The following is a 23,655-nucleotide window of genomic DNA, read 5'->3' as shown; positions in this document are numbered from 1 at the left end:
ACCTGCCGGCTTAGTGAGGTCCTTTCGAACTTAGCGGCATGGTTGTTTCCCTAATTATAATTAAAGAATAGTAGCTTGCTTCATCTGGTATTTCTTCTGCATTGCAGTAAACTTTTTCTCCGGGAAGCCCACAATTTTCTACGGCCTTAACCTCCAGTGATTTTTCTGCCACTGCCTGTTTCACATATGGCATCTTCTTCCCTGCTTTCATCAGAATCTTCGTTCCCGGCAAAGCGAAGCTCTCCTCAACACCATAGGATGCCGGGATAATATGCAATTCCTCCCGGTTTTCCGCTAGTCCTATATCCAGTCTCGCCGCTGCGGCACAAAAGGAAGGGATTCCGGGAATCAGTCCGGTGCTGCACTCTTTTTCCTTCAACCGCTTATGCACGTAAAGACAGGTGGAATAAATACTGGGATCCCCCAGCGTGATGCAGGCAATGCTTTTGCCTTCCCGCAAAACCTCTTCTGTCATATCTGCACATAAATCATGAATTCTTTTTAATTGCTGTTTATCTTTTATCATCGGCATAGGGAGATAAAGCTTTGCTTTATGTACAATTTCCGGAATCACCTGCAGAGCAATCTGGTAAGCCACACATTTTTCCAGATAAGAAGGATCAGCGCTTACCGTCCCCTCTTCTTCATATATAACTTCTTTTAAACCGGAATCCGAAACGGCCAGTGCAAGTACGTCACATTCACGGATGGTATTCACTGCCTTTAATGTCATAAGCTCAGGGTCCCCCGGTCCCACCCCTATTCCGTAAAATACTCCCTGTTTCATAGTTTTTCCTTTCCAATCTGTTCCAATAACTTCTCTGTGTCCGATGTCTCGCACAATATACCTTCCTCTTTGGAAAACATAATAGCGCCGATTTTTAATTCACTTCCTGCCCGCTGCTTCAGATAAAAGTCTATCCGACTCACAATCGACTCCATGGCTATGTCCAAAATGCCCAGCTCTTTTAGAAATTCGATTGCCTCGGTTGTAGTGGTACAATTCATAATCCTTTCTACTTCCGCCCCGGAAGCCCCCTTCATTGCAGCATGGGAACTCAATACCTCCATCCTGCAGTCTGCCTGCCTGGAATGAGTATTCATAACTCCTGCTGCCAGCTTTATGAGCTTGCCTGCATGCCCTATAAACAAAATTCCCTTCATGCCAAGACTGACAGCAGCATCGATTGTCTCTCCGATGTAATTGCTGCACTTTACAGCCAGTGCACCATTATACCCTAACGTTTCCGTTAAAAAGTCGCTTCCGTAATTTCCTGGTACAATATAACACCAATCGTGCCCATTCTCCTTCAGAAATTTCATTTCAAGATATATAGTATCCGTCAGTGCCTTTTCACTCATGGGCTCCACTATACCACTTGTGCCAAGAACTGAAATTCCTCCTTCAATACCCAGCCTTGGATTAAAGGTCTTGACAGCCAGCTTTTGCCCCTCTGGAATGGAGATCAGTATTTCAAGTCCTTCTTTGCAGTCAAACTGTGCTCTCTGTTCCTCAACAGCTTCTAAAATCATATGCCGGGGCACCTTGTTGATAGCCGCTGCTCCAATTTCCTGCTCCAGTCCCTTTTTTGTAACTCGTCCAACACCCTCCCCGCCGCCCAGGGAAAGGCCAGTTCCCGCCGAATGTTTCACGGTGGCATATACATACACTCCATCTGTTATATCAGGGTCATCTCCGCTGTCCTTTTGGATGGCACAGCTCACCTGACCCTGACTTTTTTCAATGTACTCCACATCCAGATATAAAGTAATTCCTTTGGGAGTGAGCAGTGAAACCTGTGTCAGAGTTTGTCCTGACAGGAGCATATAGGCAGCCGCCTTAGCAGCGGCAGCCGCACAGCTTCCTGTTGTGTACCCCAGCCGCAGCTGTTTTTGATTCTTCCATACATGGCCTCCCTGCATTTTTATCTTCTCCTTAAAGTACTGCCTCAATATGCTCGACTAATATATTTCTGATTCCCTTCATCTCTCCAAGACCTTTTACAATTGTCTTCACCTCATACCCTGCATCTTCCAGCTGAGCCTGCCATGAATCCTCGTTCCCGCTCATATCATTTTTTGCATGATCCCCGGCCACCAGCATAAACGGCATCAGGGCAGCCTTTTGATTTCCCGAAATTTCCAGCTTTTGCATGACATTTTTCAAATTAGGGAAACCTTCCACTGTTCCCACAAGAACCTGACTGTATCCCAGAGAATGGAAGGTATATTCCAGAGTGGGGTAGGCGGCATTGGCATGATGATCAGTCCCGTGTCCCATAAGCACCAAAGCCTCATCTTCCTCAAGAGACACCTCTGACATCACTGCATGAATGGACTTTTTATAATCATCTACACTGGTCAGCAAAGGTTTTCCCACACTGATCTTATGAAACACACCTGCATATTCCATCAAGTCACTGAGCATTTTGTCGTTCTCTATTCCATTGATAATATGTGTGGGCTGTACAATCACCTGCTCTATTCCATCCTCTGCCATCTGCTCCACAGCTTCTTTCACGCTGTAAATGGAAATACCTTCCCTCTTTTTCAGAATGTTCATGACCATTTGGCTGGTAAAGGCTCTATAAAGTGGGTATTCAGGGAATGTATCACGTATCTGATTCTCAATAGGTGCGATACCTTTTTCCAGAGCATCCAAATGAGTTGTTCCAAAGCTTACCGCCAATATTCCTTTTTTCCCGCATCTTTTCTCCATTTTACAACGCTTTCCTTTCCTCCGGCACTCCGGAAACTGATATTTGAATATAATGTTCCAACTCCTCCATTCTCATCGGAGGCGTTAAATCCTTTTTCAGCACACCTTTGCTTTTAAGCTGTTCAAACAGTCTGAGTACGGCAGGCTCCTCCTGGTTTGTCAAATCCAGAGCTTTTTTATTGGTGCAGACAGCCACCGGATCTGCCTGCAGAAGTACCTTTCCTTCATGCATCAGCACAATCTCATCCGCCCAGGATAATGCATAATTTATATCGTGGGTCGCCATCAGAATTGTCATTCCCTCCCCCGCCAGCTTATCCACAATCTGATTCACCTTTTTTGTATGCTTTGCATCCAGTGCCGCGCCCGGCTCATCCAGTATCATCACATCCGGATGCATGACTAGGATATCTGCTATAGAAACTTGTTTTTTCTGGCCCCCGCTTAGAGCGTGGGCAGGCCTGTCACGAAAAGGTATGATTTCCAGATATTCTATAACACCTTCCACCTCGGTCCGGGCTTCGTCCGCTGCCATGCCCATATTCAGGGCACCAAATGAAATTTCCTGATAGACACTGGCAGAAAACAGCTGATTATCCGGGTCCTGAAAGACAATACCAACCTTGCTTCGCAAATCAAGCAGTCCCTTTTTAGAATAATCCACAGGCTTTCCATTGTATAAAATCGCGCCGCTGTCCGGTTTATATATGCCATTGCAGCACAGAAAGAATGTTGACTTTCCGCATCCGTTTGCACCCATAAACGCAACCTTTGAACCCTTTCGTATTTTCAGGCTGACACCGTTCAGAGCGTGTTCCCCGTCCTCCTCGTAAGAAAAATGTAAATTTTTTGCTTCTATAATAATGTCCTGCTTTGTATCAGTCATATCATCTTCCTCCACACGGTAATTCCCAGCAAAACCAACTCAAAGACCGCAATTGCCGCTATTTCTTTTCTTTTCGCAGAGTGATTTTCCTCCAGTACCCGTATCTTCCCGTCATAACACCGGGACTCCATTGCATCATAAAGGGCATTGGAACGCTTAAATGCACGAATCAATAATCCCGCTCCCATCTTGCCGAAGGAATCTACAGATGTTCTGAAATCTTTATTCCCCAATCTGGATTTCTGAGATACCATAATAGCCGATGCTGTTTCCATCAGCACAAAAATAAAACGATAAATCAAAAGCATAAGCTCCATCAATATTTCCGGGCAGTGAAGCTTCGCCAGCACGCCCAGAAAATCCGTCATAGTCGTATTCAGGGATAAGAAATAAAGACAGGATACACTCGCCATTGCTGTGCCAATCAGCTGTACTCCAAACATCATTGACTGAAAACTGCCCGTGATAAAAAAGCTGCCCACTGGAATTGCATAGGCATCCAGTGGGACTTTTGAAACATTGACAATGACAGCCAGAGTACTCAGTATAAGAAATGAAAAGGGAACTGCCAGGAGCTTGGCATACAAAGCTCCCGGTATTCGTCCCTTTTTCATAGTCAGCCACCCGTTTATCGCAAATGCAATGCCTGCAATAACCAATGACCGGCTGACGACACAGAATAGCAGAGTGATAATGGAAAATATAAACTTCTCAGCAGCATTCACATATCTAAGCCCGGAGCGATAACAAAGCTTATCAACTACAATCATACTGTTTTCCTTTCCTGAACTCTATTCTTTTACATCTTCTTTATTTTGCCATTTTTTTCGTTCCACCATGCGTCCCATAATAAAGGCTATAACGCCCACGCCAATACCTGTCTGAACACAGAACAGCAGGCTCTCCAACTCTCCCGGGAGTTCTCCGCCCAGAGCAGTCTCCAATACCGGGGTAAACCAGGGGGTGTATTCCCCATGTATCTCTTCTACCATAACACTTCCTGCATCGTCGGAACCGCCAAACTCGGCCCCTTTCCGGGCAAACACCGGTATAACCGCAATGAGAAGTGCCACAATAAGCAGCACAATAACTATTTTTTTATTTTTGCTCATCTCACTTGGCCTCCTTTAAAAATCCGATTGCCTTCAGTTCCGGCTTTGCATAAGATTCCATAGCCATGATAATAATGACTGTGAGAATTCCTTCAATCACAGCAAGAGGCAGCTGTGTCGGTGCAAATACACCGAGAAATTTTACCGCTGAAGCTCCCGCTCCGCCTGCTTCAGACGGATAGGCCATAGCGAGCTGGATACTTGTTACACAGTATGTAAATAAATCTCCCAGAAATGCCGCCAGAAATACAGAAACTTTCCGGTTTACCTTAAATTTACCGCAAAGCTTATAAATTGCAAAGGACAAAAGTGGTCCCGCAATTGCCATGGAAAATGTATTCGCTCCCAATGTAGTCAGTCCGCCGTGGGCCAGCAGAATCGCCTGGAACAGCAATACAATAATACCCAAAATACTGACCGCAGCGGGCCCAAACAGGATGGCCCCTAAGCCTGTTCCGGTCATATGAGAACAGCTTCCGGTCACAGACGGAATTTTCAGGGAGGATATTACAAAAATAAATGCCCCCGCCATGGCAATCAATGTGATACTTTTGCGGTTTGCCGCAATCTTTTTTTTCAGGGAAATAAAACCGGCAGCCAGAAATGGAACACAGATGACGCCCCACGCAATACAATATTTTGCCGGAAGATATCCCTCCATGATATGCATTGCATTAACAGCCGGTGTGACAGCAAACATAACCGCAAAAGCTATGGATGCCTTGAGTAACAACTTTTCTTTCTTTGACATGTCTCTCTCTCCTTTGTGATATTATCTTCTGAAATATTCCAGGTTACCACAAAATCCAAAGAGATTTGCGGCATAACACCCGGTCATATTCCCGTAACCATTCAGATTCATTTAAAAGCGGGTATTCTGACTCAAGCCTCACCGCAGTATTCCGCCTTCCCATAAGTAATCTCACAGTGACCTAATGGAATACTACTCTTCTTATACAGCAACGGGTATTGTGCAGGATTCGCACCTGCTTCCCCTGCCCTCCGCCATAATAAATATCAATGCCGGAAAAGCCTTCTTTTAAATTGTATGCCGAACCTGAACTACCGTTCAGCCATGCAGATTTCCTTGGTTAGCAACCGTAGTTTGGTTGCTTAGCAAAGACGGTACCCCTGGGGTAAAATCGAGCTGATGGCTGAATTGTTAACTATCTATGTAATTGCAGACATGAAATCCACATTACATACTTTAATACTCAATGCCCCTTCTTGCCTTTATATTTTGGTCAAAGGGGTGCTTAATCTTCTGAATCTCTGATACATAATCAGCAACTTCTATTAATGTTTCTGAGGGATTCCTTCCGGTTAAAACAACCTCCAGTCCCTCTGGTTTTTCCTTCAAAAATTTTAATGCTTCCGGGTGAGGGATTAATCCGTAATTGTAAGCTGCCATGAATTCATCCATAACCAGCAGATCATAACTTTCCGAGGCGGCTTTCTCTATAGCCGTGTTCCAGAGCTTTCCGTATACTACCTCCGCCAGCCGTTTTTCCTCTGCACTTAGTGTGTTATAAAAGCCAAAAGACTTTTGCAGATGAAAGACTTCTATCTCAGGGATTTGGTCTAGAATATGTAATTCACCGGAAACTTCATTTTTCAAAAACCTGATAAACAAAACCTTCATGCCATACCCTGCTGCCCGGACTGCCAGACCTGTAGCTGCGGTTGTCTTACCTTTCCCATCACCACAATAAATGTGGATTAACCCACGTTTCATCCCCTCACCTCACTTTATCTTATAAATTTTATCACAATATAAATGATTATGCAATTTTTAAGTACGAAAACTACAGCTGAACTGTTACGCTAATCTAAATGATATATTTCCTGCATAACAGACCAAAATTTATCTTTTTCTTTATCTTCTAGCGGCTGCATCAACGGCTTTACTAAATCCCACCATTTTTGAGTGGCCGGATCTGAGGCCATTTTTGCCATGTCTTCCTTATAGTTTTCTCCGATATATTCATAATAAGAAAACATAAAATCTCCACGCTGATAAATGGAATAATTCTGTATGTTACACTCCTTAATCATTTCATTCACCCCCGGTAAGGGGTTGGCATGGTATTCTTTGTATTTTTCTAAACCTTCTGGTTTTATTCTAATCATCTCACCACATCGTTTCATCCTTACTGCCCTCCTTTTTTCATTCATATATTTTTTGTGCTTCATCAAAAAGTGCATGAATATTACTTGGTGGTACATCCGGCATAATTGCCTCATGACTGGGAGAAATAATCAACCCGGTCGGGAAAATGGATCTTAATTCCTTTACCTTTCTAGCAGATTTTTAGAATAGGAAGCATTCTCCTTGATAAGACGACTGCTAAAAATAGTCATAAAAACTATGATAAATACAAATATAAAAAAACTAATTACCAGCGACACAAGAAGCAGAGTTTTGTTTTTTATTCCCATCTGCCTCCTTTTGTACCTCCACATGACCAATATTCTATTACATTTCACTTGCTTACCACCTTACTCTTTGCTGCGAAATTCTGAGGGGGACATTCCTGTACATTTCTTAAAACTTACACTAAAGTAATGAGGGCTTGAATAACCGGTCTCATATGCAATCTCGTAAGTTTTTTTATCGGTTGCTCTTAAAAGTTCCTTTGCATGGCTCATTCGAACATGGGTTAGATATTCTGTAAAATTAATACCGACTTCCTTTTTGAATAAAATGCTTAAATATCCCATGCTCACTCCTACTTTCTCAGCTGCTCCTGAGAGTGTCAGCATTTCATCGGCATATTGTGCCTCTATGTAATCTACGGTTTTTTGCACAATTATTTCACTGCTGTTTTTCTGAGAACGCTGGAACTGATTTGATACTTTTTTTGAGAAGGTCAGCAGTTTACTGCTTATTTGTTCTATAGACATGCTCTGCTCCAATCCATTATATAAAGAAAAACCTTCATTCCATATATCAGGGGACACCTCCTTAAGTCCGGATAATTCTTTTAGCAGACTGGTGAGAATTTCAATAAAAATCATACGAATATTGGAACTGGAAACATTATGCATACCGTGCAGTGCCGTACCTACTGCCTGTACTGCTGCTTCTATTTCCGATGGGGGCATTAATTTGATACTGTTTACAAGATTCTTCATTTCTTCAAAAGGATAAAAGAAAGTTTCTTCCACATAGTCCAGATCACGAATATCATATACCCTGTTTATTCCAAGTGTGTATTTACAATCCAGAGCTTTATTAGCCTCCCTCCACGAATGGTACAGCATAGGGAGACTATCTACTGACATTCCAAGTGCACAAGTGTTATTCATATGGAGCATGGAATAAATTGCCTTTTGGGTTACCTGTATTGTTTTATAGACAATATCATGTCCTGCTTCTTCATAATAATCTAAATTAAAAACAATCACCAGTTTATGTTCATTTTCAAATACACAGTGTCCGTCACCCATGCACCCTTGTACAACATTTTTGGCTGCAAAGGTATAAAGTTCAATATCACGCCCTTGTATTTCTGAGAAATCTAATTCTATGATTGCAACAAGATAAGACTTTCCTTTCAGTGGAAGGCCAAGGTTCTGGATGCGCTCATGTATATCGTATTCCACTGGATTTTCAGTACAGACCAACAGAGATAAAAATTTCTCCTGCAATACCGGCATGCTTTGATAAAGCTGTGTTTTCATCTCCGCTATATACTGCTTTTGCGTGGTTTCTATATTAATCCGATGGCATATCTCCTTTATCTTTTCATAAAGAGTATTTGAGCCTACAGGTTTTAGAATGTAATTTTTCACTCCAAGGTCAACTGACTGCTTAGCATATTCGAAATCCTCATGCCCAGTCAAGATGACAATCTGTATGTCTGGAAATTCCTGCCCAAGTATACCCGATAATTCCAACCCGTCCATAAAAGGCATCACAATGTCCGTTAATACCAGGTTTACTTTATTTTTTCTGCATATTTCTAATGCCCCTACCCCATCTTCAGCCTGCAGAACAGTTGTAAAACCAAGCGAACTCCAGTCAATCATCTGAGAAACCCCACGCCTAACCACTGGTTCATCATCTACAATTAATACTGTATACATTCCGTCTCCTTCTTTAGTCACACTTAATGTTTTATTGATTTAAAATGAAATAGATTTGGTAATTATTTTGGATTCTTTGTAGATATATTTACTTTTACAGCTTATTAGTGCACTTTATTTCTAAATGTGATAAACTTAAAAATATATCCAGCGCAGGAGGAGATAATATTGAAATCTTTATTATATTCCATCGTGTCGGAGGACACACTAAAATTAATGCTTGATACGTTCTTTGCATGTATGCAGCTTCCAATTCAGATTATTGACAGCCAGGGAGATTATCTGGACGGAAGTGGTCAGACATCTTCCTTTTGTCATTGTTTTCAGCGATATCTTCCAGCTTCTGATACCTGTGAAAAGATGCATGCTTCGGCCAGTAAAAAAGCGATTTCACTGGGTGAACCATATATTTTTGCATGCCACGCCAATCTAAATCATATAGTATTTCCTCTCATCACTAAAAAGACCTTCCTTGGCTCTATACTGGCAGGTCCCTTTTTAATGGATTCACCGGATTCCATACTAATATCTGATTTGGTAAAAAAGTATAATATCTCTACTGACCAGGCACTGGAACTTTATGATGAAACAGAAAATTTACCAATTATTTCACCGGCAAGAGTAAATCACATCAGCCATTTACTTTTCTATATGTTTGCTAATCTGATAGAAGGAAGTAAAGAAGAGTTAAACCATAATCATCATAAATTACTGCAACAATCGCTGATTAATGAATCTATCCAACGGTACAAGGCAGAGAATATCAACATTGAGTCCTACCCCTATGATCAAGAGAAGGAACTGCTGCATCAGGTAAAGTTAGGCAATGTAAGTGCCGCAAATGCTGTACTGAACAGCCTGCTTGGATATGTATTGTTTTCGAAGAACAGCAGTCTGGAAATTGCCAAGACAAGAGCCATCGAACTGTGTTCCTTACTGTCCCGCACTGCTATTGAGGGTGGTGCACCAACGGATAATATCCTAAGACTGAATAATGAATTCCTCAAAAATATCCAACAAATCAGTACCATTGATTCCCTTTGCTATCATTTGCAGGAAATTGTTGAAACTTTCTCGGAAAGCCTATTCAACTATATCCCTTCCCCAAATAATGAGTTGATTCATAGAGCGATGATTTACATATCCAAACATTTTAACGAAGTATTGACTCTTGAAGATGTTGCGAAGCATGTGCATCTTCACCCTTCTTACTTTTCAACCATGTTTAAGCAGTCCATCGGATCTTCCTTTAAAGAATATCTGAATATGGTCCGCATTGAAGAGAGCAAGAGGCTGCTCTCCAATACAGATTTTCCCATTATAGATATTGCCATTGCAAGTGGTTTTGAGGACCAAAGCTACTTTTCAAAGGTATTTAAAAAATATACAGGATTAACACCAAAGCAATTTCGATGATAATGCTCGGCCATTATTCAAAATACATGTTTTTCATGTACAATTCATTAAACTCTTTATCTGCAGCCAGCTGAATTTCCTCCGCTTTTGCTGCGAGCTGTTCTCCTTCCTTTAGTGCTGCCTCATCGGTTAAGACACATTTTGCACCGGCGAGTGCACTATTGCCGGCAGCCTCAATCTTACACGCATATTGCCCCGGTAATAAACCGATACCAACAGCCTTTTTAATATTCAGGTAATATCCAAAGCCACCTGCAATATAAATTTTCTCAATTTCCTCATAAGCAACCCCATAACGTAAAATTAACATCTCCAGGCCCGCACGAATGGCTGATTTTGCAAGTTGAATCTCCCGTACATCCTTTTGTGTAAACTTTACCATACTCCCAGTGACTGTTTTATCCAAGCTATAGCCTTCATCAAAATATGCTTCATCCATGAGCCCTGTCTCATCAACAAGACCTGATTTAAGAAGTTCATGGGTTAATTCGACTACACCGGAGCCACAGATACCGACAAGAGGAGCTCCCATGATTGTTTCGTACTTGATTTTACCTTCTGTTAAAGTCGCTTTATTGAGAGCCCCCGCTACACTGCCGATACCGGAGGAAATATTGCCTCCTTCAAAAGCCGGCCCCGCCGCCGTTGAGGTAACTAAAATCTTCTTTTTATTACCAATGGCCATTTCACCATTAGTTCCTAAGTCTATGAGGATATGAACTCCTTCACACTTTATGAAGTCAAGAGCCACGAGTCCAGCAACGATATCACCGCCTACATAGGCACATATTCCCGGTATGATAATCACCGGAAAGGATTCCCCTGCCGTTCCAGTAAGGGCTGCAAAGTCAATTTCAATTGTTTCTGTATTTACAGGCGTAAAAGGGTAAACACCAAGTTTTTCACAGGAATATCCCATCAGCAAGTGTACCATCGTCATATTGGCAGCAATAACCATTCTTTTTATGGGAGCCTTTTTACTTTTACTAAGTTCCTTAACGCCCTCCTCAAGCTGCCTGGAAATACTTTTTTTCAAAATTTCGGCTGCCCCATTATTTGCCGCCTCAATACGGCTGATTACATCGGCACCGTAGCTCCCTTGTTCATTTAACGCCGTGTAAGTTTTCATAACTGCGCCATTATCTATATCTACCAGCTGCATGACCAAAGTAGTAGTACCTATATCAGCAGCAATTCCCAGATTGCTGCCGGCGCTTACCTTATCCCCATGTTGTTTCGCAGCTGTGCCGGTGCTCAAAATATGAAAGGTTTCCCGGGAAAGTGTCTGAATCTTAATTCGGCAATCTTCCACCGGATAAGTTTTACAGGCCAAACACTCTCCTTTTTGGACACCGTCAAGGATTTCAATTTTACACTTTCCGCACTTTCCTTGCCCATTGCACAACGCATTTATGGCGATATCATGATTTCTCAGGATTTCCAGAAAATTCTGGTCAGCTTTACCAGTAACCTCCTGCTCCTTATTTTTTTCTATAACTTTTATTTTATATTTTTGCATTGGCTGTCAGCTATTTTACAACAACAGCTTTTTTTGCTACTTCTGCAGCAGATGCCGCATCAGGCGTATAAAAATCAGCACCTACTTGCTCAGCAAATCCTTCTGTCACCGGAGCGCCGCCAATCATTACTATGTATTTATCCCGCACTCCCTTTTCTTTCATCAGGTTAATAGTTTCTTCCATCTTTGGCATTGTTGTCGTTAAAAGGGCAGACATTCCTACCACATCAGCCCCAATTTCTTCTGCTTTATCAATGAAAGTCTGCGGAGCTACATCAGTACCGATATCATGCACTTCAAAGCCGGCACCTTTAAACATCATTATAACCAAATTCTTGCCGATATCATGCAAATCACCTTCCACTGTTCCAATAACCGCCTTCCCTATTGGCTTATTGCCAGCTTCCACAAGTTTTGGCTCCAGAATAGTGATCCCGGCATTCATAGCTCTGGCCGCTACCAGTACCTCCGGCACAAACACCTCATTATTTTTGAATTTTTCACCGACAATCATCATCCCCGACAGTAAGCCCTCATTAAGAACTTCAATTGGATCCATTTCTTCGTCAAGAGCTTGCTGCACGAGTGCTTTTACATTCTTCGCCCTTCCTTTTTGCAATAGTTCTGATATTTCCTGAATAATAGTCATGTTACTACCTCCTTGTAATTGTATTATACTTTATGAAATATTCCCATTGTGGTAATTTTTTTATTTTTTTTGTAAAAACAGTAAAGCAGCTGCAACTACATTTAAAAAAGTAATGCCCCAAAATAAGTAATAGTATTTTTTCCGTTAATATACTTAATGCCGATTTGCTTTGCCAGCTCACTAACCATGATACCCATACTTTCAATCGGTGGATGCACCCTTTGTGGAAAACGACAGGGGGATACCGGATAAGTACATGTTTCACAGCGATCACACCCCTCATTGCCCAACAGAAGATATGTGGTAAGCAGGGGATTAACAGCCTTATCAATCATCCTGACCATCTTTTTAAAACGATCAATGCCCTCAATCATTCCTTCGTAGTCAAAAGAATCTTCCAGCTCGTATTTGCCAGTAAAGACTAACATTGTCTGATATTCTAAACAACGCTCACGACATTCCTGAATGCTGCCAATCCCCGGCGGGCAAATCCAACGGGTGCCATACGTGCCGCAGGAATTGACTTCACACATCGCCCGGACTTCCTGCATAAAGGATACTCGTTTCGGGGCGATTACCCCATACTCAAAGACACCACACCCCTCAATAATTTTTTCCAGTTCTCGTAATATTTCCATACCTAATTACGCCTCTTTGATTTTCCGGAATACATTTTACCTGTTAAGACCCATATTCCACCTTTTCAATCACATCCGGATACCATTCCATGGCTCTTTTCATGGATTTCTTTACAGGAAGTCCGTATCCTGAAAGTACGACCAGTATATTCGCTTCCTTCTCCTGCTTTTCCGTGCATTTTTCTGCATGAAAAATATTCCCTACACAGCTGATCAGATACCATTCCTTCTGAATACGGACAAATCCTTTGATCCGGAATGTATTATCCATGATCATTTTCATAAAATTCTCTAGAATATCAAGCGCTGTATCCTCTTTTACATACAGAAGACATTTTCTCAATGTGATATCAGCACTTTGGAGAACTTCCCCATTTTCTTCCTGGGAGATATGTTCCAGTTTTTCCATCCATCCCTTCTGTATCCTGCCATGCACCGTCGCATATATAGGGATATCCGGCCGGTGCATCCGGACTTTGTCTCTTACTTCATCTGCCTGTTCCTGAGAAACCATATCCCTTTTATTTAGAAGAATCATATCACTTACATGGAGCTGTTTTTTTATCACAGCTGCTGTTTCATATACTTTCAAAAAATGAACTGCATCTACAAGACAAATACTCCCCATATAGTCTACATTCTGAAATTTATCCTTCTGTCCCAGGATTTTCTTTACATTGGTCGGGTCAGACAATCCGGAGGCTTCTACCACTATGATATCCGGCTTTGTATGCAATACTTCTCCGAGAACCTCTTCGAACTTATCCAATCTGCAGGAACAGAATATGGATCCGTTGTTGATTTCATTCAGAACTGCTCCTACCTCTCGGAGCAGCTCTCCATCTATTCCCTCTTTTCCAAATTCATTTACGATCACATGCACCTTTTTTTCTGAAAACATTTTTAGGAAATTTTTTAAAAAAGTAGTCTTTCCGGCTCCCAGAAATCCGGTTACTAAATATAACCTGCTCATATTTACATCACAGAACGTAGTGCTTCTTCCAGTTCTTCCTTGGAAGGTACCAGTGAACGGAATTTCAGTTCTCCATTGATATACATGGATGGCAGGTTTGGAACGCCCATTTTTTTACATCTTGCAATGTTTTCTTTTTTTGTATATTTGTATTCCACCATGTCGATTGCTTCACCGAATATTTTCTTCGCCTCATTCGCAGCGCCCATCATATACGTACATGCCGCACAGGTTGCAGAATCCAGTGTAAATACTTCTACAAGCGGTTTTTCCAGATGTTCGTAATCCGGCAGTTCCACCTCAATGGCATCGTCCTGAGCCACATAGTTTTTCAGCATTTCCCGTACCGAACCTGTTTCTCTGATTGCCTGTACAATTCCAATAGTATTTTCTACCGGCACCTCATACGGCATATCACATCCAGGCGCAAGAATAAGATTTTTCTTATTTTTTATTTTATCTAGCAGGTCTACCGCGAACTTCATGTTATCCTGCTGGCTTCCATGTAGCATGATCGTTGTCAGCGGTATATTTCCCCCGATTGCCACATTATACTTATCCGTAATTGCCTTTGCTGCCAGCAGATCCACATTCTCATCAATAGAAATAGAATCCGGATTTGTTTTGCACATCACTTCAATATTTCTTGTTGCATCTCCACATACAAAGAAAGAAGAATATGCTCCCTTTTCCCGGATATAAGCAAACAATTTGGAGAATGGTTCGCTCATAAATTGTTTAAAATGATCTGAAGAAATCTGAGAAATCAGAGGATCCACAACTGCGATCACATCCATTCCTGCTTCTATATAATAATCTGCCATTTTCATTGCCACCGCGCCGCAATATGTCAGAAATTCCTCTACTGCCTCTTCGTCATCATACATATCCATGAAAATATCATTGCCCCGGAGATGTGTTGCCAATGTAAATGGTCCGCAGATCAGGCCGTACAATGCGGTAGTTTTTCCCACTTTCTCTTTCATCCGCTTCATTACATTCAAAATCATCGGTATTCTTCCGGATTCTTTTGTTGGAATCGTGCAATAGCATGGAGTTATCAGCTCTTCCTCGCCTTCCAGCGGATGTTCGGATACAGACGGAGGTGCATTGTCTGCCCATACCAGGTCACATCCCAGGCATTCTGCTTCTACCTGCAGATCAAAAATAACTGGCTGTCCTGATGGTTTATAAAGTTTGTTTACTTCCATCAAAGACTGGAACAGTTTCTCTTCATCCTGAAGAACCTCTGTTGCCGTATAACCCAGCAGTCTTCCTGCATGCACTCCGGCAAAAGGTACCCATGCTACCTGCTCTGTTTCCTGATGTTTCAGTGTCTGAATTAAAATCTCCTTTGGTGTCATTTTTTCAATCCTCTTTTCTCTTTCTATAATTATTTTGTTTCATACCCTACCTGATGCAGCATATCTTTCACTGCTGCAATGGAAAATCCCCGGTTGCTGCCTGTCTCCACTGCGCAGTCCCTTGGATTGATCCCGATTTCCGCATATAACTGATTCACTCCTGCAAGCAGTGTCATCTGTTTTGGTTCATGTACATTCATCGAGGTTTTCGGCCTTGTTACTAACCGGGTAACAGCCGCAATTTTTGTCAATTCCAGATCTGTTATCTCTCCTCGTTCATACAGAGGAGTTTTTTCTACTCCAACCCGTTTCATACAGGCCATAATATTGACGCTGTACTCCCTTGCCCGCAGCATCTCATCTGCAATCTGTTCATATGTATGTTCCGGCCCGATTGGTTCCACACAGTAGATTAGCTCCAGCCCCGCCCCCCGAATTGCATCCAGTGTACGGATTCTGTCTGCCGGACACAACGCCGTATCGATGCCTTCATTCAGCCGTACAATATGATAAACTCCTGTTATCCCTGTTTCTTGCAGCCTTTTTGCCATTTCCTCTTCAAAGTCCCCAATATTGGCAACCAGCATTACATCTTCCGGAAGAATCGCTTTCACTTTCTCTGCGATTCTCAGAAATTTTTTCATGTCATAATCTGCCGTTGTCATCAGAAACAATGCATCAATATGCTGTTCGACAGCCCTACCGGCTTCTTCAAGCACCTCTGCTTCCGTTTTTTCTATTTCTTCCTGTACCATAAAATTTTCACAGCCCATGGAACAAAATTTACAATTTCCGGAACACGGAGCGCTGTTTATACCAATCTGGGCAAATACATATCCCCGATTTCCATATTCTCTCCGTGTAAGCTCTTCTGCTTTTGCAAGCAGCCTGTAAAATGCATCCGAATGACTCTCTGTATTCAAAAGCGCTACTGCATCCTCTTTTGTTAAAGGTACATCACCATCTACTTTCAAAAAAAGAGCATCCATTGTTTCCTGACTTATTCCTTGCATTTGCCTGTTCCCTCCTGTTTTATTTTGAGTCTATCATACAGATTTTTTCTCCATTTTTTTTGGAATATCTTCATGTTTACTGTAATTTTTTGCTCATTTATATTATAATGATACCAAAGTCACAAGGCCATGCGTTTCATGCTTGCATGGAAAAGCATGGCCTTGTGACCCATAAAACATGAGAAAGTAGCCCGAATAGGGCGAATTTCGAATGTTTTTATGATTGCGGGAGCGCAAAGTGCGTAGCAATCCGTAGGTATCAGGTGGCAAAATACCTTTTGACCCCTACATCATTATAATGGTATAATCAATTTATATAAGAAAGGATATTTATTAATGGAAAAGAAAGACTCAAAGAAACATATTATAATCGGTTTGGTGGTTCTCTTGGTGATACTGGCCGGCTTGCTTTTTGCTTACACGAGATTTAAACCATCACCCTCCGGCGATAATAAAACTGTAGCCATCACGGTGGTTGACAGTAATGCTAAAGAAAAGAATTATACTGTAAAAACAGATGCCAAGTATTTGCAGCAGGTGTTGGAGGACACCGAGGGCCTGACTTATAAAGGTACTGAAGGTGATTATGGCTTAATGATCACAGAAGTAAACGGGGAGACTGCTGACTTTAACAAAGACAAGGCTTACTGGTCTTTCTATATAAACGGGGAATACTGCAGTTACGGCATAGCTGAACAGCCTGTTGCTGACGGCGACAAATTTAAAATTGTCTATGAAGTTCAAGAGTAAAGAAAAAAGCACCACCCATTTAACAGTTAGGGAACTCACTATTCTGTCTCTTAGTGCTGCTTTACTTTTTGTCCTCCAAGTTGCCTTAGGCTTTTTGCCTAATATTGAAATTACCTCCCTGCTGATTATCATATTCACCCTGGTTTATCGATTTAAAACTTTATATATAATTTATACATTTGCCTTATTGGAAGGGCTTTTTTACGGTTTTGGCATCTGGTGGCTGATGTATCTGTATGTCTGGACTATTCTATTCGCCATTGTCTATCTGCTGCGTAAAAATAAAAGTGTACTATTATGGGCTATTATCAGCTCACTGTTTGGTTTTGCCTTCGGTTTTCTATGCGCTATGCCATACCTTTTCATTGGCGGAGCAGGGGCAATGCTGGCATGGTGGGGCGCCGGAATTCCTTATGACATCGTACACGGTATTGGAAACTTTTTTGTTGCTTTATTCCTTTTTAAGCCACTTTATTCCTTAATCAGACACATATATAGCAAAGCTCTTTAGTGGTTAGACAGAAACACCGCTACATCCAAGATATAGCGGTGTTTCTACCCAGTGCATATTTCAGAGATCTAAATCAATATTCCTACAGGTCATCAACCAGCGCACTGCTTTTTGCATACGCTGTACTTCTGGCTTCAAAGAAATCTGTTTTAATCAGATTTGCATTGGAGAACTGACTCACCCAGGTCATACTCTCTGGCTCACTGTCATGTCCTTCATAAATCGTTTCAAATCCGAGTCCTGTGCATCGCAGGTTTCCCAGATACTGTATATAATCAGTAACCATCTCCCGGTTCAGACCTTCAATATCATCCCCGATTACATAATGTCCCCAGCGGATTTCCTGCTCACAGCCCTCTTTTATCATATCCCGATAAATTTTTTTCTTTTCCGGTGTGAACAGCTGCGGCTCCTCCTTCTTCAATTCTGTCAGGATACTACGAAACAGCCATAGATGTGTGTTTTCATCCCGGTTTATGTAACGGATTTCCTGGACAGACCCTGGCATCCTCTGGTTTCGTCCCAGATTATAAAAAAACATAAATCCACTGTAAAAATAGATTCCCTCCAGGATATAGTTTGCGATTAGAGTACAAGTCAGCTTTTCGAGAGTCTTCTCTTCTTGAAAATCATTGTAGAGGTTTCCGATAAACGTATTGCGCTCCAACAGATGCTTGTCCTCTTTCCACTGATATAATACATTGTTGCGCTCCTGGGGCTCACAGATTGTGTCCAGCATATAGCTGTAACTCTGGCTGTGTACTGCTTCCTGGAACGTCTGAATAGAAAGGCACAGATTTACCTCATTTGCCGTGATGTACTCTTCAATATTCGGAAGATTTGCAGTCTGCATGCTATCCAAAAATATTAGAAAGGACAGTATCTTGTCGTAGGCTCTGCGCTCAGCGGGGGGAAGCACTCTGTAGTCTTTGATATCAACACTTAAATTAATTTCTTCCGGCACCCAGAAATTGTTCATGGCCTGACGGTACCAGCTGCTGACCCATGTATATTTCATGTGATTAAAGTCATTCAGATTAGTAGTGTTGCTTCCAATCAATCTTCTCTTTGCCGCATCAGTGTCTCCATCCGGGTTAAATAGTGGTTTCTTTATCAATTCTGCCATCTTTGTTCTCCTGTTTAGACATTTCTATTTACATATTGTTGCTATAACTAGGATATCACATTTTCATTAGGAAGAACACACCTCACACTCGTCCACTTCAAGGCTTCTTGAACGAATGTAATAAATCGTTTTGACTCCTTCCCCCCAGGCCAGAAGATAGAGGTCGAGTATCCTGCGGAAGGTATATTCATTGGTAATATACAGATTCATGCTCTGTGCCTGATCAATATGGCGCTGGCGGATTCCGCAGGCCCGCACAGACCATGTCTGGTCAATCAAATGTGCATTTTTATAGTACCAGAAGGTTTCCGCCGAGAGATCCGGCGCCACTCTGGGCATCAGACCGTTCTTCTTCTCCTCCAGAAAATATCGGTTCATCACCGGATCTAAGCCCGCCGTTGTTCCGGCTATAATGCTTGTGCTGCTGGTAGGCGCCGTAGCAAGAAGATATCCGTTTCTAAGCCCCTGTCCGGCCACTTTTCTCGCTAACCGTTCCCATCGTTCATCCAGAAGATTCCTCTGACAGAAATATTTTCCTGTTTGCCAGTCACTGCCTTCGAAATATCCATAACTACCCTTCTCAGCGGCAATGTTACTGCTTGCCTCCACTGCGGCATAGTGAATATCTGAAAAAACTTTCTCTGTGAAATCCAGATGCTCCTGACTCTCCCAGCGAATACCGTGCTTTGCCAGCATATGGTGATATCCGCTCACGCCCAGTCCAATGGGGCGGTATTTCTGATTATTAATCCGGGCATAGGGCACCGGGAAAAAATTCAGATCGATTACATTATCCAGTGCTCTAACGGCACTCTCGGTGATATAGGACAATTCTTCATAGTTCTCCACACGAATGTGCCCCAGTGATAGGCTGGCTAGGTTACACACCACAAATTCTCCGGGCTTCGTCACGGTCACCACAACGGTCTCACCGTCTACAATCTTTACTTTCTGCTCTACCAAATCAATAGCACTCATGTTCTGGGCGATTTCCGTACACAGATTGCTGCAATAGATGACTCCTTTATGTTTGTTAGGGTTTGCCCTGTTCACCGTATCCCGATTAAACGCAAATGGGGTTCCTGTCTCCACTGCACTGCGGATAATCAGACGAATTACATCTTTTACCGGTATCACGCGTTTCTTGATCCGGTCATCCTGTACGCAGTCCAGATATTTTTCTTTCCATTCTTCTCCGAATGAATCCTCCAGAGCATAGCCTTTTACAGTCAATATATCGTGGGGGCACATCAAATACCAGTCTCCCTCTATATTATCCCTTGCCTGCTCCCAGAAATAATCCGGATAGCATACGGCAGGAAATACATCATGGGCCTTCATCCTCTCGTCTCCGTTGTTAGTTCTTAAGCTTAAAAACTCCGGCAGATCTCTGTGCCACACATCCAGATAGACCGCAACGGCACCCTGGCGCACTCCGAGCTGATCCACTGCAACAGCTGTGTCGTTTGCAAGCCTTATCCAACGGATAACACCGCCTGCCGCACCCTCAAAGCCCCGGATAGAACTGCCGCTTGCCCGTACCTTTCCAAAGTACATTCCCATTCCGCCGCCATACTTGCTGACCTTCGCAAAGTTGTCAATACTGCGGTAAATTCCGTCCAGGCTGTCAGGCACTGTGTCAATAAAACAGGAGGAAAGCTGGTGGTACGGCTTTCTGGCATTGGCCAAAGTAGGGGTTGCCATTGTCACCTTTAAAGTACTCAGCATGTCATAAAAACGTCTGACCCACACACTCCTGTCTTTCTCTTCTTTCATGGCAAGATGCATGGCAATCCCCATGAACATTTCCTGGGGGGTCTCCAAGGGGGCTCCACTTTTACTGCAGATAACATAACGCTTAAGAAGCAGATCAAGACCGGAAAACGTCAATAATTCATTTCTGTCGGGGCAAAGCCAGGATTCAAATTGTCCCAATTCTTTTTCAGAATAGCTTTCTAGTATATAGTCCCCGTACAGACCCAATCTTGTAAGATAACTAACTTTCTCATAAAAATTGTGGATCTGAAAAGCTTTCATTTGCCCAGACAACTGAAGGTCAAACTGAAGCATCCTGATTCTGGCTGCTATCATCTCCCACTTCGGAGCCTCCTGCATGGTCAGCTCCGCAGATGCCTTTATCAATATAGACAACTTATCCCCGTCTGTAAGATCAGGACTTAAAAATACCCGGAACCTGGTATTCAACTTTTCCAGGTTATACTCATCCTGAGGAAAGTCCCTCTCTATTTTCCCCAGGACATCCGCAATCTCCGGGATATTCTGGAACTCTGCTATGATGTTCCTTTCCATAGGCATTTTACACCTCCATACTATTTATTGTGGTTTATGATTTATGATACCACAATATATCGTTGTTTTCAATATTAAATAGTTGTGTCTAACTGTTCTGCCTATAGATTTTTGGACTTAAATTGAATAGAAATTTGTACAACACTTCTAAAACAGACCACACAATTACACATTCTGCCGTACCCTCCGGATAACCTCTTCTACGCTCATTCCTTGTTCATCAGGTCTTTCAATTACCACTAAGACAGTCTGTGTCTCCTGAGCCGCCTGCAGCTTTTCACGAAAGCCCCCGGCCTTCCCGGATTCTTTTGTCACAAAATAGCTTGCCTTTACATGCCGCAGCATAGCTATATTTAATTCCTTAGAAAAGGGCCCCTGCATAGCAATAAGGTTTCGCCCTTGAAATCCCAGCCGCATACTTTCTTCAAGCGCCCCCCATATCGGCAGCACTCTGGCATAGCAGCGTTCACGATAGCCCTCAAGCTTTGTATATGCCGCCAGTTCTTTGCTTCCGGTTGCAATAAAAATATTGCCCTTAGTCTTCCTGAGATAGTCTACCGCTTCTTTGACAGACATTACAGATACAACTTGGGTTTCCTGCAAGTCTATATCCTTTTCCGCTGATTCCCGCAGGCATCGGATAAGCTCTGTTGAAAGGCCCTCACATGCTTTCTTAATATTGGCAGTTGCAGCCTGAGCAAAAGGATGTGTGGCATCAATTACAATGTCAATTTCTTTTCCAATAATAAAACGGCGGATGGCTTCTGCATCCATCCTTCCTGAAATTACTTTCACCTTTGGTATATATTCAAAACTTATTCTGCCATATTCCGTCGCCACGCTGACATAGATATCAACACGCATTTTTGTAAGAGCATCTATCACCAAATGTCCTTCCGTCGTACCGGCAAACACCAGTACCCGTTTAACATTACTTTCTTCCCAAACTTTCACCCTGCACTTACTCCTTTTCTGAAAAAACATCCTTTTTAATTTCTCAGCAAACGCATTATACCATAAATACTAAGCTCGGGAATACCTCGCTAAGTGTTTAGGTATATGTCTTTCTAGGCTCGAAAATACCTCGCCAAGTAAGAGCATTACACCATAAATACTAAGCTCGGGAATACCTCGCTAAGTGTTTAGGTATATGTCTTTCTAGGCTCGAAAATACCTCGCCAAGTAAGAGCATTATAGCACAGATTATTTATGTCTTGGTAAAAAAAGCCGATATATACATAGGGATATGTTTAAAATATCAGGACTTTTTCCTATTTAGTTGTTGCACTCCCTCTCAATAACCAATATAATAAAGTACATACAAAGAATATATCACACGAGACTCACAGGAGATTTTTATGTTTTCACATTTTATCACTATGCTCAAAAAAGATTATAAACTGAAGAAGGATTATTTTCAGATTGCAGAAGATCACATTGCACAAAAGAATCTAGAACTTTTAAAGTTAACCAGCTTGATTTTTTCTGTATCGCTGGTCTTTTTCTGTACAGCCATTTTGCTTATCTTCAAAAAATGGTCTGTTATTCCGGTTTCTCTCCTATTTCTTCTGTCCGCTGTGATTTTTTTTGTTGTTTCTTTCAAATACTTAAAGTCCGGACACAAAGATAAGCGGACAATTACGGCTTTATGCCTCTTATTTGAAGCAACCGTCTTTGCTTTTGCCGCCATCATGGATCTATCTCCCCGGTTAAATGTCGGTGTAGTATTTTTGCCGCTGTTTTATATTACATTCTCTATCTGCTTTATTTTTCCACTGTGGCAAATAATTTCTGTCCAGCTTATTGTTGAAATTATATATATTATCTCAATCATGCTAATGAATAATCCTTACACGGATAAAATTAATATTCCTACTTCTATCGTAAGTTTGATACTTTCTTTTTTGGCCGGGCATATCAGGTTGAAGTCACAGGCTGAGGATTATAATGTCCGTATGCAATATAGGTATTTAAGTATGACAGATTCCCTCACAGGGATTCTAAACAAAAAAGCCTGTGAAGATGCCATCCGTGAATATCTGGATACTACCGCCAATTGTTATGGTGCCCTGCTTTTTCTAGATCTGGATAATTTTAAGAATGTAAATGATTATATCGGACATACTGCAGGCGACCAGATTCTGGAGGAAACAGGAAAATTACTTGTAGAATCTTTTCGCTCTACAGACATTGTAGGCCGGGTCGGCGGAGATGAATTTATGATATTGATTAAAGACTTTCATGATTCGGAAGCTGTGTTAAAAAGGAAATGTACCATGCTGCAGTATGATATGTGTCAGACTATGCTTCGCTTTTCTGTAGAGTCCTCCTGCAGTATAGGTGTCGTTTTGTTTCAAAATACAAACATTGAATTTCAAGATATTTACAAAATGGCAGATACCTCATTGCACAGGGCAAAGCGGTCAGGCAAAAATCAGTACGTCATATATAACATCAATGAAGAAAAATAAGATAAACGAATCCCCGGATTCTATCTGAACTTTTTTACATAGAATTCGGGGATTTATTTGTATGCCCATACAATAAAACCACTTGCTAGGCGAGTGGTTCCCCTACCGG

At 41.9% G+C, this 23,655-nt stretch carries 24 protein-coding genes and 1 riboswitch; of the genes, 4 read left to right on the top strand and 20 right to left on the bottom strand.

The window, feature by feature from the left end; translation table 11 throughout:
* Positions 1-10 precede the first annotated feature (10 nt).
* The 10 genes from EDD59_RS10035 to EDD59_RS09985 form a co-directional block, all read right to left on the bottom strand.
* The gene (locus EDD59_RS10035; protein ID WP_132381474.1) at positions 11-787 is read right to left on the bottom strand and encodes a precorrin-2 C(20)-methyltransferase; all 777 of its coding nucleotides are present in this window, start codon (positions 785-787) and stop codon (positions 11-13) included.
* On the bottom strand, positions 784-1,923 hold the full coding sequence (gene cbiD, locus EDD59_RS10030; protein WP_132381417.1) for a cobalt-precorrin-5B (C(1))-methyltransferase CbiD: 1,140 nt from the start codon (positions 1,921-1,923) through the stop codon (positions 784-786). The genes EDD59_RS10035 and cbiD overlap by 4 nt, the downstream gene beginning before the upstream one ends.
* A gap of 13 nt (positions 1,924-1,936) precedes the next feature.
* Positions 1,937-2,719: a sirohydrochlorin cobaltochelatase gene (locus EDD59_RS10025; protein ID WP_132381415.1), complete on the bottom strand. Its 783-nt coding sequence runs from the start codon at positions 2,717-2,719 to the stop codon at positions 1,937-1,939.
* 1 nt (position 2,720) lies between these two features.
* Entirely contained in the window at positions 2,721-3,605 is an 885-nt protein-coding gene (locus EDD59_RS10020; protein WP_132381413.1) for an energy-coupling factor ABC transporter ATP-binding protein, read from the bottom strand.
* Positions 3,602-4,375 (bottom strand): cobalt ECF transporter T component CbiQ, encoded by a 774-nt coding sequence (gene cbiQ / locus EDD59_RS10015; RefSeq protein WP_132381411.1) that lies wholly within the window; start codon positions 4,373-4,375, stop codon positions 3,602-3,604. The genes EDD59_RS10020 and cbiQ overlap by 4 nt, the downstream gene beginning before the upstream one ends.
* Before the next feature lie 21 nt (positions 4,376-4,396).
* Positions 4,397-4,717 (bottom strand): energy-coupling factor ABC transporter substrate-binding protein, encoded by a 321-nt coding sequence (locus tag EDD59_RS10010; RefSeq protein WP_132381409.1) that lies wholly within the window; start codon positions 4,715-4,717, stop codon positions 4,397-4,399.
* 1 nt (position 4,718) lies between these two features.
* Positions 4,719-5,468 (bottom strand): energy-coupling factor ABC transporter permease, encoded by a 750-nt coding sequence (locus tag EDD59_RS10005; protein WP_132381407.1) that lies wholly within the window; start codon positions 5,466-5,468, stop codon positions 4,719-4,721.
* 99 nt (positions 5,469-5,567) lie between these two features.
* Positions 5,568-5,768: riboswitch (cobalamin riboswitch) on the bottom strand.
* A 156-nt stretch (positions 5,769-5,924) separates the two neighbouring features.
* Positions 5,925-6,452 carry a cob(I)yrinic acid a,c-diamide adenosyltransferase gene (locus EDD59_RS10000; RefSeq protein ID WP_132381405.1) on the bottom strand — a complete coding sequence of 176 codons (528 nt, stop codon included), beginning with the start codon at positions 6,450-6,452 and terminating at the stop codon, positions 5,925-5,927.
* A gap of 89 nt (positions 6,453-6,541) precedes the next feature.
* Positions 6,542-6,892, bottom strand: coding sequence for an L-rhamnose mutarotase (locus EDD59_RS09995; RefSeq protein ID WP_243117382.1), 351 nt, complete (start codon positions 6,890-6,892; stop codon positions 6,542-6,544).
* 324 nt (positions 6,893-7,216) lie between these two features.
* Positions 7,217-8,806 carry a response regulator gene (locus EDD59_RS09985; protein WP_132381403.1) on the bottom strand — a complete coding sequence of 530 codons (1,590 nt, stop codon included), beginning with the start codon at positions 8,804-8,806 and terminating at the stop codon, positions 7,217-7,219.
* Positions 8,807-8,974: 168 nt separating this feature from the next.
* Here EDD59_RS09985 and EDD59_RS09980 point away from each other — a divergent pair, with 168 nt between their 5' ends.
* A complete protein-coding gene (locus EDD59_RS09980) occupies positions 8,975-10,222 on the top strand; it encodes a PocR ligand-binding domain-containing protein (protein WP_132381401.1) in 1,248 nt (415 codons plus the stop codon).
* A 13-nt stretch (positions 10,223-10,235) separates the two neighbouring features.
* Here EDD59_RS09980 and EDD59_RS09975 read toward each other — a convergent pair whose 3' ends face one another.
* The 6 genes from EDD59_RS09975 to EDD59_RS09950 all read right to left on the bottom strand — a co-directional run bounded on the left by EDD59_RS09975 (position 10,236) and on the right by EDD59_RS09950 (position 16,378).
* On the bottom strand, positions 10,236-11,741 hold the full coding sequence (locus EDD59_RS09975; protein ID WP_132381399.1) for an ASKHA domain-containing protein: 1,506 nt from the start codon (positions 11,739-11,741) through the stop codon (positions 10,236-10,238).
* 10 nt (positions 11,742-11,751) lie between these two features.
* Complete coding sequence (locus EDD59_RS09970) at positions 11,752-12,390, bottom strand: cobalamin B12-binding domain-containing protein (RefSeq protein WP_132381397.1); 639 nt, start codon at positions 12,388-12,390, stop codon at positions 11,752-11,754.
* Between the two features lie 101 nt (positions 12,391-12,491).
* Positions 12,492-13,028 (bottom strand): DUF2284 domain-containing protein, encoded by a 537-nt coding sequence (locus EDD59_RS09965; RefSeq protein WP_132381395.1) that lies wholly within the window; start codon positions 13,026-13,028, stop codon positions 12,492-12,494.
* Between the two features lie 43 nt (positions 13,029-13,071).
* Positions 13,072-14,001 (bottom strand): CobW family GTP-binding protein, encoded by a 930-nt coding sequence (locus EDD59_RS09960; protein WP_132381393.1) that lies wholly within the window; start codon positions 13,999-14,001, stop codon positions 13,072-13,074.
* Positions 14,002-14,003: 2 nt separating this feature from the next.
* Entirely contained in the window at positions 14,004-15,365 is a 1,362-nt protein-coding gene (locus EDD59_RS09955) for a uroporphyrinogen decarboxylase family protein (protein ID WP_132381391.1), read from the bottom strand.
* Between the two features lie 29 nt (positions 15,366-15,394).
* Positions 15,395-16,378 (bottom strand): biotin synthase BioB, encoded by a 984-nt coding sequence (locus EDD59_RS09950; RefSeq protein WP_243117381.1) that lies wholly within the window; start codon positions 16,376-16,378, stop codon positions 15,395-15,397.
* A 336-nt stretch (positions 16,379-16,714) separates the two neighbouring features.
* Between EDD59_RS09950 and EDD59_RS09945 the strand changes: the two genes are divergently transcribed.
* Both EDD59_RS09945 and EDD59_RS09940 read left to right on the top strand, forming a co-directional pair.
* A complete protein-coding gene (locus EDD59_RS09945; RefSeq protein WP_132381389.1) occupies positions 16,715-17,128 on the top strand; it encodes a DUF4430 domain-containing protein in 414 nt (137 codons plus the stop codon).
* Complete coding sequence (locus tag EDD59_RS09940) at positions 17,112-17,639, top strand: hypothetical protein (protein WP_243117380.1); 528 nt, start codon at positions 17,112-17,114, stop codon at positions 17,637-17,639. Before EDD59_RS09945 ends, EDD59_RS09940 begins: the two co-directional genes overlap by 17 nt.
* 82 nt (positions 17,640-17,721) lie before the next feature.
* Here EDD59_RS09940 and EDD59_RS09935 read toward each other — a convergent pair whose 3' ends face one another.
* The 4 genes from EDD59_RS09935 to EDD59_RS17795 form a co-directional block, all read right to left on the bottom strand.
* Positions 17,722-18,765, bottom strand: coding sequence for a ribonucleotide-diphosphate reductase subunit beta (locus EDD59_RS09935; RefSeq protein ID WP_132381388.1), 1,044 nt, complete (start codon positions 18,763-18,765; stop codon positions 17,722-17,724).
* Positions 18,766-18,831: 66 nt separating this feature from the next.
* Positions 18,832-21,081 (bottom strand): ribonucleoside-diphosphate reductase subunit alpha, encoded by a 2,250-nt coding sequence (locus EDD59_RS09930; RefSeq protein ID WP_132381387.1) that lies wholly within the window; start codon positions 21,079-21,081, stop codon positions 18,832-18,834.
* 159 nt (positions 21,082-21,240) lie between these two features.
* Entirely contained in the window at positions 21,241-22,029 is a 789-nt protein-coding gene (gene cobK / locus EDD59_RS09925) for a precorrin-6A reductase (RefSeq protein ID WP_243117379.1), read from the bottom strand.
* 478 nt (positions 22,030-22,507) lie between these two features.
* Complete coding sequence (locus EDD59_RS17795; protein ID WP_165920903.1) at positions 22,508-22,768, bottom strand: hypothetical protein; 261 nt, start codon at positions 22,766-22,768, stop codon at positions 22,508-22,510.
* A gap of 145 nt (positions 22,769-22,913) precedes the next feature.
* Between EDD59_RS17795 and EDD59_RS17790 the strand changes: the two genes are divergently transcribed.
* Entirely contained in the window at positions 22,914-23,546 is a 633-nt protein-coding gene (locus EDD59_RS17790; protein ID WP_165920902.1) for a GGDEF domain-containing protein, read from the top strand.
* The last annotated feature ends 109 nt before the right edge of the window (positions 23,547-23,655 follow it).

Source organism: Muricomes intestini (assembly GCF_004346165.1).
GTDB classification, from domain to species: Bacteria; Bacillota; Clostridia; order Lachnospirales; family Lachnospiraceae; genus Muricomes; species Muricomes intestini.
Note: the sequence above shows the minus strand (reverse complement) of the source record. Positions and strands in the feature narration are given on the sequence as shown.